The organism is Nostoc sp. CALU 546 (assembly GCF_048836525.1).
The window spans coordinates 1-14,596 of record NZ_JAWJTF010000159.1 but is presented as its reverse complement, the minus strand read 5'-3'; the positions used below and the strand labels follow the sequence as shown (position 1 = coordinate 14,596).

Sequence of the window (14,596 nt, the reverse complement as noted above, 5' to 3'; positions counted from 1 at the left end):
AAAATCTGGGTATAGCCGTAACCACATAGGTTAGGACATTTTGAAAATCCCAAGGCTAGGAATAGTAATACTTTTACCTCCTGCCGACGCTCGCGGACTCGCTACCGCTGCGCTATCCTGCCTCCTGCCTCCTGCCTTCTGCCTCCTGCCTCCTGCCATATCACCCAAAATCCCCTTTTTCACTGAAAAAGGGGATTTTCTATTGTGGGTGCGTAAATCCCAAGAGAAAATTTTTTCTGAAAGTACTTTACAAAACGCAATAAATTACTTAAGATGTGTAACAGGTAGTCAAACCTACCTAAATTCATCTGCAAATAATCGCATTTATAAAACAATGACAACAACCTTACAACGTCGCGAAAGCGCCAACGTATGGGATCGATTCTGCGAATGGATCACCAGCACCAACAACCGGATTTACATTGGTTGGTTCGGCGTCGTAATGATCCCAACCTTGCTAGCCGCTACCGCTTGCTTCGTAATCGCCTTCATCGCTGCTCCTCCCGTTGACATCGATGGTATCCGTGAACCAGTAGCAGGTTCCTTAATCTACGGAAACAACATCATCTCCGGTGCAGTAGTACCTTCCTCCAACGCTATCGGCTTGCACTTCTACCCAATCTGGGAAGCAGCTTCCTTAGATGAGTGGTTGTACAACGGCGGTCCTTACCAACTAGTAGTTTTCCACTTCCTGATTGGCGTATTCTGCTACATGGGTCGTGAATGGGAACTATCCTACCGCTTAGGAATGCGTCCTTGGATTGCGATCGCATACAGTGCTCCAGTTGCAGCAGCAACCGCAGTCTTCTTGGTATACCCAATCGGACAAGGTTCATTCTCTGATGGTATGCCCTTGGGTATTTCTGGAACATTCAACTTCATGATCGTGTTCCAAGCAGAACACAACATCTTGATGCACCCCTTCCACCAACTAGGTGTAGCTGGTGTATTCGGCGGAAGTTTATTCTCTGCAATGCACGGTTCTTTGGTTACATCTTCCTTGGTTCGTGAAACAACCGAAACCGAATCACAAAACTACGGTTACAAATTTGGTCAAGAAGAAGAAACCTACAACATCGTTGCAGCCCACGGCTACTTCGGTCGTCTAATCTTCCAATACGCTTCTTTCAACAACAGCCGTTCACTGCACTTCTTCTTAGCAGCATGGCCTGTAATCGGCATCTGGTTCACCGCCTTGGGTGTAAGCACAATGGCGTTCAACTTGAACGGTTTCAACTTCAACCAATCAATCATTGACTCTGAAGGTCGTGTGATTGCAACTTGGGCAGATGTAATCAACCGCGCTAACTTGGGTATGGAAGTAATGCACGAGCGTAACGCTCACAACTTCCCTCTAGATTTAGCTGCTGGCGATTCTGCTCCTGTAGCTCTCACTGCTCCTGCTATCAACGGTTAATTCTGAAGTTTAGCTAAATTGAGAAAGCGCCCTCTCTAAACGGAGGGCGCTTTCTTATTTGTACTCATACAGTCCAAGTACCAAAACAAGTACAAGAATTAACTTTTGCACAAACTCTAGGTAAAATACATAAGCCTCATCCTTTTTCTTTAAGATCATGGGCAACACTTTTGGTCATCTATTTCGCATCACTACTTTTGGTGAATCTCACGGCGGCGGTGTGGGGGTTGTGATTGATGGTTGTCCTCCACAACTAGAAATTTCGGCAGAAGAAATTCAAGTAGAATTAGATAGAAGGCGTCCGGGACAAAGTAAAATCACCACCCCTCGCAAAGAAGCGGATACCTGCGAGATTTTATCAGGTGTATTTGAAGGTAAAACTTTGGGAACGCCTATATCAATTTTGGTACGGAACAAAGATACTCGTCCCCAAGATTATGACGAGATGGCCGAGAAGTATCGCCCTTCTCATGCGGATGCAACTTATGATGCAAAATATGGTATTCGCAATTGGCAAGGTGGGGGTAGGTCGTCAGCGCGTGAGACAATTGGCAGAGTAGCAGCTAGTGCGATCGCTAAAAAAATTCTCCGTCAAGTTGCCAATGTTGAAGTTATCGGTTATGTCAAGCGCATCAAGGATTTGGAAGGTGTAGTTGATCCAAATACTGTCACCTTAGAACAAGTGGAAAGCAACATCGTTCGCTGTCCTGATGCTGAATGTTGCGATCGCATGATTGAATTAATTGAGCAAGTTGGTAGACAAGGTGATTCTATCGGCGGTGTCGTAGAATGTGTGGCGCGTAATGTTCCGAAAGGTTTAGGCGAACCAGTCTTCGATAAATTGGAAGCTGATATTGCTAAGGGTGTGATGTCTCTTCCTGCTAGCAAAGGCTTTGAAATTGGTTCTGGTTTTGGTGGAACGCTGTTAACCGGAATTGAGCATAACGACGAATATTATATTGATGAAAATGGGGAAATTCGCACTGTAACTAACCGTTCTGGTGGTATTCAGGGGGGAATTTCTAACGGGGAAAATATCATTTTACGAGTTGCATTTAAGCCGACGGCGACAATTAGAAAAGAGCAAAAGACAGTGACTCGTGAAGGTGAAGAAACCCTATTAGCAGCAAAAGGAAGACACGACCCTTGTGTGTTACCGCGTGCAGTTCCAATGGTTGAGGCAATGGTAGCGCTGGTGTTGTGTGACCATTTGTTACGACATCATGGACAGTGTAAGGTGTTGTAGGAATTCTACTTTGACATTTCAGAAAATATTTATGCTTTGGGGGTGAGTGTCTGACTCGCCCTTTTTTACTGGGATTGCTATAGTAGCGGATAACACATTTAACTACGTGCCATCGCATCTACTATCAATATGGGTAAAGAGTCTCAAAATCGGTTAAAACACTTTGCTGCTTTGAAGTCCAAGTACCAAGCAACTCAATATCAAGATTCATCACCCGCTAGTCTGTTGTATCTCATACTACGAAAACTTGACTTAGGAATTGAACTCCTGGACTTAGAATCTAATTGGTTACAAGAACATGAGCTTTTTGAAACCCTTGAAATTATCTGGCTAGAACAATTTAGGATGGGAGAATCTAAAAGACTAGAAGCTGAATTTTCTCATCTTAAAGCTAAGTATAAAGTTGCCAACAACTGGGAATCATCAGTAGATAATTTTTTGTATCCGATACTTTGGAAAGTTGACTCAGAAAATAGTTTGAATGATTCAGAAGTCAAATTATTGCAAGAGAATAATCTTACTCAAATAGTTACAATTGCTCAAGATATAAAACGCTTTGCAGAACTAAAGGATAAATATCAAGCTACCAAGTATCAAGATTCACATCCTGATAGCCGACTGTATAGAATACTAAAAAAGCTAGACACAGAAGCAAGTTTAAATGATAATGAATACGAATGGCTATTAAATAATGAACTTTTTGAAGCTATAGAAATTTCTGAAAAACAAGACTCTGCAACACGAGCTAAAGTTACCCAGCTAAAGAGTAAGTATCAAGCAAGCCAACATCCAGACACATCATTATCAAGTCAACTATATAAAATACTGCAAAAATTTGATGCAGACGAAAAATTAATTGATTCAGAAATTGACTGGCTAGAAAGCCAAGGACTTACCGAAACAATTGCTCTTGCTGAGGATCTCGAACGAAAACGAGAGTTTATTGCATTGAAGGTAAAATATAAAGCTGGCCAATATGAAGATTTATCACCTGATAATTATTTATATACAATTCTGAAAAAACTTGATTCAGAAACTCATTTAAATGAGCAGGATATTAATTTTTTAAGGCAGTCTCAATTGCCTGAAACAACTGAAATTGCTAATGATAAATATGCTTTTATTTTGAAGTCAAAGATAGTATCAGGAGTAATTATAAGCGATTCAGAAATTGACTGGCTAAGAAATAATGAATATGAAGATATCATTATTTTATACCAAAAAAAGCACTTTGCAGCGCTCAAGAGAAAATATGGATTGGTAGATCCTTCACTTCCACTAGAGCCATTTTACGCAATCATGGTCAAACTAGAGAAAAAAGAACGGTTAGATCCTAAGTTTGTTTTTCAGCTTATGGAAGAGGGACTATTATCTAATGATCGGGAAATTGCTCTCGCCTATTACAGACTAGAAGCAGAGTTTTATGAACAAGAACTTGGACGTACTGGACACAAGTGGAATATTGCCACAGCTAGTGGTTATTGGCGCAAAGCAAATGAACCTGAACGGGCTTTAAAACTTACTAACATCGACTTAAATAGAGTCAATGACAGTAATCTCAAATCAGCTATTTTAGTCACTAGAGGGGCAGCATTCAGAGATAGTCATAAATTAGATGATGCAGAAGATTGTGCAAAGAAAGCTATGGAGTATCAGCCTGATAGTCATCAACCTTACACCTTAATGGGTGCTATATGTTATGACAGACATGACTATGAGCAAGGTAATTATTGGTTTGAACAAGCCATTCAGCGTGGTGCTGAAATTAAAGATATAGATGCTGAAATAAAACGAGTAATCAGGAGTACAAAAAATGAGGAAAAACAACATAAAGCAGCGGAGTATTTGTTAAAAAAAGATTCACAACGATATGCTTGGGCTAAGTCTTATCTCTAAAAATCGTCAGACAATGGTAAATAAACTGGTTTGCATCACCAAACTACCAACATGACCAGATTCATCCATGACCAATTTGCCAAAGACTACCTCGAACAATTACTCACTCCTTACGGCTAAGTCCAAGCAGCTAGACGAGTCGCAGGAGAAGTTAGACAGATTGATGTTTATTTCATTCCCAAACCACAACCAAGAGACATACCAGGAACACTCGGATTATTAGGTCAAATTGTCACTACTCCTTCTCTACTTGAACCATTTCGTAACGCAGCCTCAGCTACAGAAATTTGCGATTGTCTCTTAAAATTATTAGAGGTACGTGGCGATTTACAACGACAAGCAAATCGGAATAAAACTCGTATTCTAGAATCTGATTTACCAAAATTATGGATTCTTACCCCCACAGCATCAGCGCAACTCTTATCAGGATTTGGTGCTAACCCAAAAGATGACTACCTGCCTGGAATATACTTCATGCCAGAATATTTGCGTACCGCGATAGTAACAATTCATCAGTTGCCATCTATCTCAGAAACCTTATGGCTGAGAATCATCGGTAGGGGAAACGTTCAAAAGCAAGCAATTGACGAACTAGAAGCACTTACACCTGATAATCCTTTCCGAAAAGCAGCGTTAGAATTGCTGTACAACTTGCAACAAAACTTACAAGTCACTCAAAATCAAGATGAGGAAGATAGGGAATTACTTATGCGATTAGCACCACTTTACCAACAAGACCGAGAACAGGCTAAACAACAAGGAATTCAGCAAGGAGAACGCTTGGTGGTGGAAAACTTGCTCAAAGTTCGCTTTGGTGAAATAGATAATGAGCTTCAAGCAATTATTGAACCTTTATTATCGTTACCGCCAGAAGAGTTTACGCCTTTACTGTTGCAGTTGTCTCGTGAAGAATTAATTCATCGGTTTTGCTAGTATTTATCACATATCCTTGAATGAGTTTTATGTTGTCATGCTAATTGCATTTATAATCGGTCTTTTTTGGTGGTTAATATACATGAATGACAATTTGTACCGATTATTCTTGCTAAGAACGTGATAGATTTTTAGATTCCCGACTGATTAAATAAGTCGGGAATCTTGTTGTTAAACTGTTGTAGCGATCGCTAAACAGTGTAAAATGTCTCGTATAATGTTGCATTAAGCAGACAAGGGCGATCGCTGATGTATGATATGGCAACTTGATATAAATAATTAAATATGGATTTTCTGACAGTTCTAGGATTAGCTGCCGCCACAATAACCACAATTTCTTTTTTGCCACAGATGTTTAAAACTTGGCAAACAAAATCAGCAAAAGATGTTTCTTTAGTTACGTTAATTACATTCATAACTGGTATTTTTTTGTGGCTAATCTATGGAATTTATTTACAATCCTTGCCTATTATTCTTGCTAACGCCGTAACATTAATTTTTAACTTAATTATTCTATGGCTTAAAATTAAATATAGATAAACTTGTCTCTAACAAACACCTGTGACATCATCTGTATTTGACTCTGAACGCCTTCTCTTTACACCCACCACCCCAGATACCAACGCTATTCCCATAATCTTCGCCTTTCCTAACGAGTACAGCGTAGGTATAACTAGTCTCGGCTATCAGGTAGTATGGGCAACCTTGGCAATGCGTAATGATGTGCAGGTGAGTCGCCTGTTTACAGATACTCACGAACAACTCCCTAGAACGCCAGAAATTGTGGGATTTTCGATTTCGTGGGAACTGGATTATGTGAATATTTTAAATTTACTGGAATCTTTAGAAATTCCTATTCGGGCAAACTCTCGTGATGATTCTCATCCGATAATCTTTGGTGGTGGCCCCGTTCTCACTGCGAACCCCGAACCTTTTGCAGATTTTTTTGATGTCGTTTTACTGGGAGACGGCGAAAACCTATTAGGGAATTTTATTGAGGCTTACAAAGAAGTCAGAAATGCCTCAAGACAAACTCAACTAAAAAGACTTGCACAAATACCAGGAATTTATGTACCTAGTTTGTATGAGGTGGAATATCACACAAAAGATGGTGAAGTAAAGTCTATTAAACCAATTTCTTCTGAAATTCCCGCAGTGGTACAAAAGCAAACTTACCGGGGAAATACTCTATCGGCATCGACTGTAGTCACCGAAAAAGCCGCATGGGAAAATATTTACATGGTGGAAGTGGTGAGAAGTTGTCCAGAAATGTGCCGCTTTTGTTTGGCGAGTTATCTCACACTGCCTTTTAGAACAGCCAGTCTGGAAGATTCATTAATTCCAGCGATCGCAAAAGGTTTAGAAGTCACAAATCGGCTAGGATTATTAGGGGCTTCAGTTACTCAGCATCCAGAATTTGAGACTTTGCTAGATTATATTAGTCAGCCAAAGTATGATGATGTCCGTCTCAGTATTGCTTCAGTGCGAACCAATACTGTTACAGTCCAGTTAGCGGAAACTTTGACGAAACGAGACACGCGATCGCTTACCATTGCTGTAGAGAGTGGTTCCGAGAAAATCCGCCAAATCGTCAACAAAAAGCTGCATAACGACGAAATTATCCAAGCAGCCATAAATGCCAAAGCTGGCGGATTAAAAAGCTTGAAACTCTACGGAATGGCAGGAATTCCTGGTGAGGAAACAGAAGATTTAGAACAAACTGTGGCGATGATGCGTAATATCAAAAAAGCTGCGCCGGGATTGCGCTTAACATACGGTTGCAGCACCTTTGTACCCAAAGCACATACGCCTTTTCAATGGTTTGGGGTAAATCGCCAAGCCGAAAAGCGGTTGCAGTTTTTGCAAAAACAGCTAAAACCACAGGGAATAGAGTTTCGCCCAGAAAGCTATAATTGGTCGATTATACAGGCTTTATTGTCGAGAGGCGATCGCAGACTCTCCCAACTTCTCGAACTTACTCGTGACTTTGGCGATTCCTTGGGTAGCTACAAACGTGCTTTCAAACAACTCAAAGGACAAATCCCCGACTTAGATTTCTATGTCCACGCCGAATGGTCAACAGAAAAAGTATTACCCTGGAGCCACTTGCAAGGGCCTCTGCCACAGTCTACACTACTAAAGCATTTGGCTGATGCTAAGAGTTATATCAATCCATCCCCAAAGGAATTACAGCCAGTACTGGGCACCAGGAACTAGCGACTGGGGACTGGGAATTAAAAGTGAATATCCGATACCAATGCCCCATGCCCCATGCCCCATGCCCAATACCATTGAATTCATAGCTGAAAACTTGATGCAAAACACAGCCGAGTATTACTGCGCCTATTGCGGCGAACCCAACTTAACTTTTATTGATTTGAGTGCTGGAGGACAGCAATCTTACGTTGAAGATTGTCAAGTTTGTTGTAACCCAAATATTTTGTATGTGCGGGTTGATGAAGATACCCTAGATATCGAAATTGATACTGAATCTGAAAGCTGAATTTTAGGTTTTTCTTTCCATGCTGCACTTTAAACATTCCTCAATCATTAATGCCTCACCAGAAGTAGTTTGGAAATTTCATGAAAGGCCAGATATTTTACAACTATTGAATCCACCTTGGCAGCCAGTCCAAGTGGTTCGTCGTGAGGGAGGGCTAAACGTGGGCGCTATCACTGAATTTCGCTTGTTTCTCGGCCCATTACCCTTAACTTGGTTAGCCCGTCATACTGAATGTGAAAAATATCGCCTGTTTACCGACGAACAAATATCTGGCCCCTTTGAATCGTGGGTACATCGACATGAATTTGAATCAGAAAATGGCAAAACCAGATTAACTGATGCTATTTCCTTCTCTATGCCTGGTGGAGGAGCAATTGAATTTGTCAGTGGTTGGCTAGTGCAAGCGCAATTAGAAGCAATGTTTCGCTACCGCCACTATGTGACTAAACGAGAATGCGAGTCATAAAACCTCTAACTTTGGTTAGATTTTTTGGCATCTGAAATACTATTGAGCTAATTTCAAAGTATTTTCTGAGAATTTTAAAAATCTCATCCTTACCAAAGATAGTAATGCTTTAGAGTTTAGATTTAATTCTTATAGGACTCATATTTGATTTTTGAAAATATCAGTCCTATAGTCTGAACTTTGGAGCGATCGCTTGGCAAAGATCGGTTTTTAGCCTACATTAGTTTGGGATCTCAACTGCTACAGCATCATGCACCAATTACTCCACTTCATTCCCTACTCTTGCCGCTAATTATGTTACTGGCTTTTTCCCATACTTCGGCTGTTTAAACAGCCCCATATTAAAACCACTAGTTTTTATAATCACCAAAGCTATCAGTGCTATAACTTACATAATTCAACCGCCATAACAAAAACAGTTGTTGGTATGGCGATTATATGTGTAATAATAGTTCAAGTATCTTAATATTTCTAAATGTCTTATAGCGTTTACTAATAATAGTCCCTTCATCCCTTGTGGGGAGGGGGTGGGGTTCTTGTATCTCACCCAAGCGAAAACCGCTATAAGTGTTGGCACTATCCAATGCAAAACACTGACCACTAATAGAGTTTTCTGGCTGGTGGTTAGTGCTTTTTGTTGTGGCTTATTTTAGGAATTTTCACCTGAATACGAGGCGGAGTAAAAGCGTGATTCAATTAGAACAACCACCCAGTCATCAATCAAAAGTGACTCCAGTAGTGAAAAGCAAATCTCAGTTCAAAGGGCTTTTCATTGCTATTGTCATTGTTAGCGTATGGGTAATTAGTCTGAGTTTATTACTCTCCCTTGACATCTCAAAATTACAATTTTGGATGCTAATTCCCACCATACTTTGGCAAATATTTTTATATACAGGATTATTTATTACATCTCATGATGCTATGCATGGGGTAGTGTTTCCCCAGAACAGCAAAATTAATCATCTTATTGGGACATTAACTTTATCTTTTTATGGACTTTTACCATATAAAAAATTATTGAAAAAGCATTGGTTACACCACCACAATCCAGCAACTAAAATAGACCCAGACTTTCATAATGGTAAACACAAAAACTTTTTTGCTTGGTATTTACATTTTATGAAAGGTTACTGGAGTTGGGGACAAATAATTGCTCTAACCACTATTTATAACTTTGCAAAATATATACTCCATATACCCAGTGATAATTTAAATTACTTTTGGGTATTTCCTTCGCTTTTAAGTTCATTGCAATTATTTTATTTTGGTACTTTCCTCCCACATAGTGAACCAACCGAAGGCTATATTCAGCCTCATTGTTCCCAAACTATTAGCCGTCCAATTTGGTGGTCATTTATTACGTGCTATCATTTCGGCTACCACGAAGAACACCACGAGCATCCTCATATTCCTTGGTGGCAATTACCAGAAATTTACAAAGCAAAATAGTTTTTGTTTATCTAATAAGTAAGTGAGCGTGAATAATTAAAGGTTTGTAGTCAGTTTCTCCAGACCTTAAAATAAATCTGGGGCTGCTTACTAAGAGCCAATTTATTCTGTTTATGCCAATTAATAATTCTCGTCTTGTAACCTATAGCCCTGCTTATACAATCGTTCCCACTTACGAGTGCTTTAATCGGTGTAGTTACTGCAACTTTCGCAGCGAACCTGGTAAAAGTCCCTGGATGAGTCTTTCAGATGCAGACAGTATTTTAAAATCACTTCAAAACGAAAAAGTCTGTGAAATTCTCATACTTAGCGGTGAAGTGCATCCACATTCGCCAAAGCGTCAGGCGTGGTTTGGGCGGATTTATGATTTGTGTGAATTAGCGCTTTCAATGGGGTTTTTACCTCATACAAATGCGGGGCCACTGAGTTTTGAGGAGATAGAAAAGCTCAAGCGTGTGAATGTTTCGATGGGGCTGATGTTGGAACAGTTAACGCCAACATTGTTAAATACTGTACATCGGCACGCACCGAGTAAATTACCAGAAGTTCGTTTACAACAATTGCAATGGGCGGGAGAGTTACAGATTCCCTTTACAACGGGGTTGCTGTTGGGAATTGGAGAAACTGTAGATGATTGGTGGGAAACATTGACAGCTATATCTGAACTGCATCAACGTTATCACCACATTCAAGAAGTTATCTTGCAACCTCATAGTCCAGGACATCAGCAAACCTTTGATGCGTCACCTTTTAATCCTCATCAGTTACCAGAAGTTATTTTTAGGGCGCGTCAGATTTTACCGCCAGATATTACTATTCAAATTCCGCCGAATTTAGTTAAAGATGACCGATGGTTACTCGCTTGTATTGAAGCTGGTGCGAGAGACTTGGGTGGAATTGGCCCAAAAGATGAAGTGAATCCTGATTATCCCCATGTTCAGGAACAAGCATTAAGAGAAATTTTACAGCCTGCGGGGTGGGAATTGGTGGCGCGATCGCCAGTTTATCCGCAATTTGATAGCTGGTTGTCGGGAGAGTTACAAACAGCAGTGAAGCGCTGGCGCAAGACTCTAACCCCAGTTTCTCTTTTGTAATAAAAAAGTTCATTTTTCAGAGATTTTTTGAGAAACTGCCAAAGCCTTTCAATTGGATAAAGAAGTCGGGGATCTAATTTTTCATAAATGATTTAGGACTGCTATAGCAATATCTAAAATGGTTACTGAGCAGATGGTGAGCGGAGTCTAACCATGCCGAAGGGCTACGCCTACGAACAATTTGACTGCATACTGAAGCGTTTTTAGTGAGACAGGCAATATTTCACAGCCTTCTGCAAAATCTTCAATTAAGTTTTGAATCTGCGAGTTATCAAAACCTGCTTTGCAGATTAAACTTACACAAACCTCATTGATAATTTGCATCCTAAAAAGTAGGTTTTATTGACTTGTAACGTTTGTGCCTATTTAATCATTGATCAATAATGTATGCTATTTCTTTAGGGCCCACGACAGATGTAGTTCAAATAAATAAAACCTACTGTAAATTCATCTTTGCAGAAACTATTTCATAATTTACATAAAAAAGAATGGAAATCAAACAGATTTGCGTTATCGGGGCTGGAATCAGCGGACTGGTGACAGCTAAAACTTTTATCGAAGAAGGCTATGACGTTACTGTATTCGAGAAACAAAAAGGACTTGGTGGTGTTTGGGAAAAGTCTCGAACTTACCCAGGATTAACAACCCAAAATACGGGTGACACCTATAGTTTTTCAGACTATCCTATGCCTGCATCCTACCCAGAGTGGCCCACAGCAGAACAGATGCGGAATTACTTAGATTCATACGCCCATAATTTTAGGGTTCTTGAGAGAATTCGCTTCCAAACGGAAGTTACCAATGTTTCCCGAAAAACTGGAGAACGACCAGGATGGGTAGTTACCATCAGAATGAAGGAAGGTAATGGGGGTGAGACAAAAGAGGAAAAACACGAATTTGACTTTGTGTTAGTGTGCAATGGCACATATAGTATCCCCAAGCTACCTTACTTACCAGGTGGGGAGGAGTTCGCCGCATCTGGAGGAAGAGTACTGCATTCTACCGAGTTTAACGATGCTTCAATCATTGAGGGTAAGCGGGTAGTAGTAGTGGGTTTTGGCAAATCTGCCTGCGACATTGCGACTTTGGCAGCAAACATAGCCAAAGAATCTACCCTCGTCTTCCGTCAGCCCTTGTGGAAAATTCCTAGATTTTTCTTGGGTTTAGTAAACCTGAAGTATGTTTTATTAACCCGCTTTTCAGAAGCTTGGTTCCCCTACCGTAAGATGGGACGGATTGAAAAAATGCTGCACACTCTGGGTAAGCCACTAGTGTGGACTTTCTGGCAGACTAACGAGATGGTGCTACGCCTGCAATTCGGTCTTGATAGCTGCGGTATGTTGCCCGAACAACCGATGAATCAGGCTAACTGTGGCATTAGCATAGCTCCTCCAGATTTTTTCAAGTACATACACTCTGGTAAAATTCAGGCAATAAAAACCAGCATCGCCAAGTTTATCCCTGGTGGTGTGGAATTAGCTAATGGTCAGCAGTTGCAGGCAGACATAGTAATTTTTGGAACAGGATTTCGCCAAGAACTTCCATTTCTTGAGGAAGAATATCGGCGACAGGTAATTGATGAAGATGGTAATTTTAACCTTTACCGTTATCTGATTCATCCTAATATTCCACAGATGGGTTTTGTTGGCTATAACAGCAGTTTTTACAGTCAGTTGACATCAGAAGTTGGTGCTTGGTGGTTGCTAGAGTATGTCCAAGGCAACTTGTTATTGCCTTCGCCGCCAGCCATGTATCAAGAAATGGCAGCAGATATCGATTGGATGAAAACTCAATACAATAGCGTTGTATCGAAGGCAACATGCATAACCTCATTTTCCTTACGTTATACTGAGCAACTCATGGAAGATATGGGTGCAAATAATCAGCTTGGTGTCTGGAAGGGAATTTCACAAATTATGCTGCCTGTGGATTTATCCCTCTACAACAAACTTCGACAGGAATTAAAATCGCAAAGATTGAAAAATTTTCATGATTCTCCTACCAATGAGCCGAATCATTGTGAGTTGAAAGTAGACGCTTAAACTGACTCCACTGAGGAAGCACCGAAACGATAGCCTTTGCCGTAGACTGTGTGAATCAGCGTAGTTTCTCTACCTACCTCAATCTTGCGGCGCAACAGGCGAATTAATGCCGCTATCACATTACTACTAGGTTGTTCTTCCTCTTGCCACAAATTTTGCATAATCTGAGCATGAGTTAGTAGCTGTCCCGTGTGTTCCATAAAGTATTGCAACAACTGACTTTCTTTTTGCGATAGCTCAATTATCCGTCCTTGACGATAGGCTACTTGATTTTCACAATCGAGTTCTAAATCAGCGACAATTAAACGTCCAGTGGTGGTTTCATAGGTTTGAGAACCAGAACGACGCAATAAAGCACGAACTCTCGCTAGTAACTCCCGCAGTTCAAAAGGTTTAACCAAATAGTCGTCAGCACCAGCATCTAAACCTTCTACGCGGTCATCCAAAGTATCCTTGGCTGTGAGAAACAGCACGGGGGTAGTTTTGCCTTGGCGTCGCAATTCCTGACAAATCTCTAACCCCGTTTTTCCTGGCAGCATCCAATCTAAAATCAGTAGGTCATAATTGCCTGCTTGTGCGTGTTTACTGCCACTTGTGCCATCGTAAGCGGCATCAACAGCGTAACCCTCACGAGTTAATAAGCGACTCAGGGGTTCAGTTAGTTCAATTTCATCATCAACTAATAAAATTCTCATGCTGCTTGTGGTAAGCATATAGAGATATTCTCAATATTATTCAACTGTCGAGACGCTAAGGATACCAATAAAAAGAATGCTGACTGTTGCATTGCCAAAAGGTGAACTACTTAAAAATAGCATCCGCCTGCTACAAGCTGTGGGATTAGATTTTAGTGCTTTTTTAGATTCAGGAACTCGCCAACTTCAAATTCCTGACACAAAGGGAGTTGCAAAAGCTTTGCTAGTAAGGGCGCAGGACGTGCCGGTGTATGTAGAATATGGTCAAGCACAACTGGGTGTTGTCGGTTACGATGTATTGCGGGAAAAGCAGCCGCAAGTTGCCCACTTGGTAGATTTGCAGTTTGGGCATTGTCGGATGTCTGTGGCGGTAAAAGCATCGAGTTCTTACCGATCGCCTTTAGATTTACCACCGCATGGTAGAGTTGCTTCCAAGTATGTAAATTGCGCTCGTGAATATTTCCACAGTCTAGATTTACCTGTGGAAATAGTGCCGTTGTATGGTTCAGTGGAATTAGGCCCGATTACTGGAATGTCAGAAGCGATCGTGGATTTAGTTTCCACAGGGCGAACTTTGCGCGAAAATGGTCTGATTGAAGTTGCTACTTTGTATGAAAGCACGGCGCGGTTGATTGCCCATCCTCTGAGTTACCGCCTGAACACGGGTAATCTGAGTGACGTGATTGCCAAGCTGCGAGAGGCCGTTTTGGTAAGTGTTTAATACCAATTTTTAATTCCTAATATTCTTTAGAGAAATCGGGAATGTTGTTGTAAGGACTTCCGTAGGGGTGCGGCTGTGTGCATTGGTGTCAACTTAACGCAAAAACTATGTCGCGCAAGGAACTTCAGTTCCAA

13 protein-coding genes and 1 pseudogene are annotated in these 14,596 nt (G+C 40.8%); 12 read left to right on the top strand and 2 right to left on the bottom strand.

From position 1 onward, the window contains the following. The first annotated feature begins 334 nt into the window (after positions 1-334). From psbA to RRG12_RS40030, 4 genes and pseudogenes are all read left to right on the top strand, one after another. Positions 335-1,417 carry a photosystem II q(b) protein gene (psbA, locus tag RRG12_RS40045; RefSeq protein ID WP_069068940.1) on the top strand — a complete coding sequence of 361 codons (1,083 nt, stop codon included), beginning with the start codon at positions 335-337 and terminating at the stop codon, positions 1,415-1,417. A gap of 157 nt (positions 1,418-1,574) precedes the next feature. After that, complete coding sequence (aroC, locus tag RRG12_RS40040; RefSeq protein WP_289796691.1) at positions 1,575-2,663, top strand: chorismate synthase; 1,089 nt, start codon at positions 1,575-1,577, stop codon at positions 2,661-2,663. Positions 2,664-2,792: 129 nt separating this feature from the next. After that, entirely contained in the window at positions 2,793-4,559 is a 1,767-nt protein-coding gene (locus RRG12_RS40035) for a hypothetical protein (RefSeq protein WP_420763018.1), read from the top strand. Between the two features lie 63 nt (positions 4,560-4,622). Further along, a pseudogene (locus tag RRG12_RS40030) lies at positions 4,623-5,492 on the top strand (hypothetical protein). Positions 5,493-5,604: 112 nt separating this feature from the next. Here RRG12_RS40030 and RRG12_RS40025 read toward each other — a convergent pair. Next, the gene (locus RRG12_RS40025) at positions 5,605-5,841 is read right to left on the bottom strand and encodes a hypothetical protein (protein WP_420763019.1); all 237 of its coding nucleotides are present in this window, start codon (positions 5,839-5,841) and stop codon (positions 5,605-5,607) included. Here RRG12_RS40025 and RRG12_RS40020 point away from each other — a divergent pair. From RRG12_RS40020 to RRG12_RS39990, 7 genes are all read left to right on the top strand, one after another. Then, on the top strand, positions 5,778-6,032 hold the full coding sequence (locus RRG12_RS40020) for a SemiSWEET transporter (RefSeq protein ID WP_181932373.1): 255 nt from the start codon (positions 5,778-5,780) through the stop codon (positions 6,030-6,032). The two genes, RRG12_RS40025 and RRG12_RS40020, sit on opposite strands and share 64 nt — an antisense overlap. A gap of 21 nt (positions 6,033-6,053) precedes the next feature. Next, entirely contained in the window at positions 6,054-7,709 is a 1,656-nt protein-coding gene (locus tag RRG12_RS40015; protein WP_420763017.1) for a B12-binding domain-containing radical SAM protein, read from the top strand. Between the two features lie 97 nt (positions 7,710-7,806). Further along, entirely contained in the window at positions 7,807-7,995 is a 189-nt protein-coding gene (locus RRG12_RS40010) for a CPXCG motif-containing cysteine-rich protein (RefSeq protein ID WP_012411100.1), read from the top strand. A 19-nt stretch (positions 7,996-8,014) separates the two neighbouring features. Next, positions 8,015-8,461 carry an SRPBCC family protein gene (locus tag RRG12_RS40005; RefSeq protein WP_069068921.1) on the top strand — a complete coding sequence of 149 codons (447 nt, stop codon included), beginning with the start codon at positions 8,015-8,017 and terminating at the stop codon, positions 8,459-8,461. Between the two features lie 687 nt (positions 8,462-9,148). Further along, positions 9,149-9,910, top strand: a complete 762-nt coding sequence (crtW, locus tag RRG12_RS40000) for a beta-carotene ketolase CrtW (RefSeq protein ID WP_420763016.1) — start codon at positions 9,149-9,151, stop codon at positions 9,908-9,910. A gap of 113 nt (positions 9,911-10,023) precedes the next feature. Next, complete coding sequence (gene cofG / locus RRG12_RS39995) at positions 10,024-11,004, top strand: 7,8-didemethyl-8-hydroxy-5-deazariboflavin synthase subunit CofG (protein ID WP_420763015.1); 981 nt, start codon at positions 10,024-10,026, stop codon at positions 11,002-11,004. 488 nt (positions 11,005-11,492) lie between these two features. After that, positions 11,493-13,046 carry a flavin-containing monooxygenase gene (locus RRG12_RS39990; RefSeq protein WP_420763014.1) on the top strand — a complete coding sequence of 518 codons (1,554 nt, stop codon included), beginning with the start codon at positions 11,493-11,495 and terminating at the stop codon, positions 13,044-13,046. On the opposite strand, the gene rppA is transcribed toward RRG12_RS39990, so the two are convergent. Continuing rightward, positions 13,043-13,741 carry a two-component system response regulator RppA gene (gene rppA / locus RRG12_RS39985; RefSeq protein WP_069068917.1) on the bottom strand — a complete coding sequence of 233 codons (699 nt, stop codon included), beginning with the start codon at positions 13,739-13,741 and terminating at the stop codon, positions 13,043-13,045. The two genes, RRG12_RS39990 and rppA, sit on opposite strands and share 4 nt — an antisense overlap. 76 nt (positions 13,742-13,817) lie before the next feature. Here rppA and hisG point away from each other — a divergent pair, with 76 nt between their 5' ends. Then, positions 13,818-14,462 carry an ATP phosphoribosyltransferase gene (gene hisG, locus RRG12_RS39980; protein ID WP_069068916.1) on the top strand — a complete coding sequence of 215 codons (645 nt, stop codon included), beginning with the start codon at positions 13,818-13,820 and terminating at the stop codon, positions 14,460-14,462. Positions 14,463-14,596: the final 134 nt, after the last annotated feature.

Coding starts and splice junctions, on each gene's coding strand:
- psbA (WP_069068940.1), top strand. CDS start 335: ATGACAACAACCTTACAACGTCGCGAAAGCGCCAACGTATGGGATCGA.
- RRG12_RS39990 (WP_420763014.1), top strand. CDS start 11,493: ATGGAAATCAAACAGATTTGCGTTATCGGGGCTGGAATCAGCGGACTG.
- RRG12_RS40035 (WP_420763018.1), top strand. CDS start 2,793: ATGGGTAAAGAGTCTCAAAATCGGTTAAAACACTTTGCTGCTTTGAAG.
- cofG (WP_420763015.1), top strand. CDS start 10,024: ATGCCAATTAATAATTCTCGTCTTGTAACCTATAGCCCTGCTTATACA.
- RRG12_RS40005 (WP_069068921.1), top strand. CDS start 8,015: ATGCTGCACTTTAAACATTCCTCAATCATTAATGCCTCACCAGAAGTA.
- aroC (WP_289796691.1), top strand. CDS start 1,575: ATGGGCAACACTTTTGGTCATCTATTTCGCATCACTACTTTTGGTGAA.
- RRG12_RS40020 (WP_181932373.1), top strand. CDS start 5,778: ATGGATTTTCTGACAGTTCTAGGATTAGCTGCCGCCACAATAACCACA.
- hisG (WP_069068916.1), top strand. CDS start 13,818: ATGCTGACTGTTGCATTGCCAAAAGGTGAACTACTTAAAAATAGCATC.
- rppA (WP_069068917.1), bottom strand. CDS start 13,741: ATGAGAATTTTATTAGTTGATGATGAAATTGAACTAACTGAACCCCTG.
- RRG12_RS40010 (WP_012411100.1), top strand. CDS start 7,807: ATGCAAAACACAGCCGAGTATTACTGCGCCTATTGCGGCGAACCCAAC.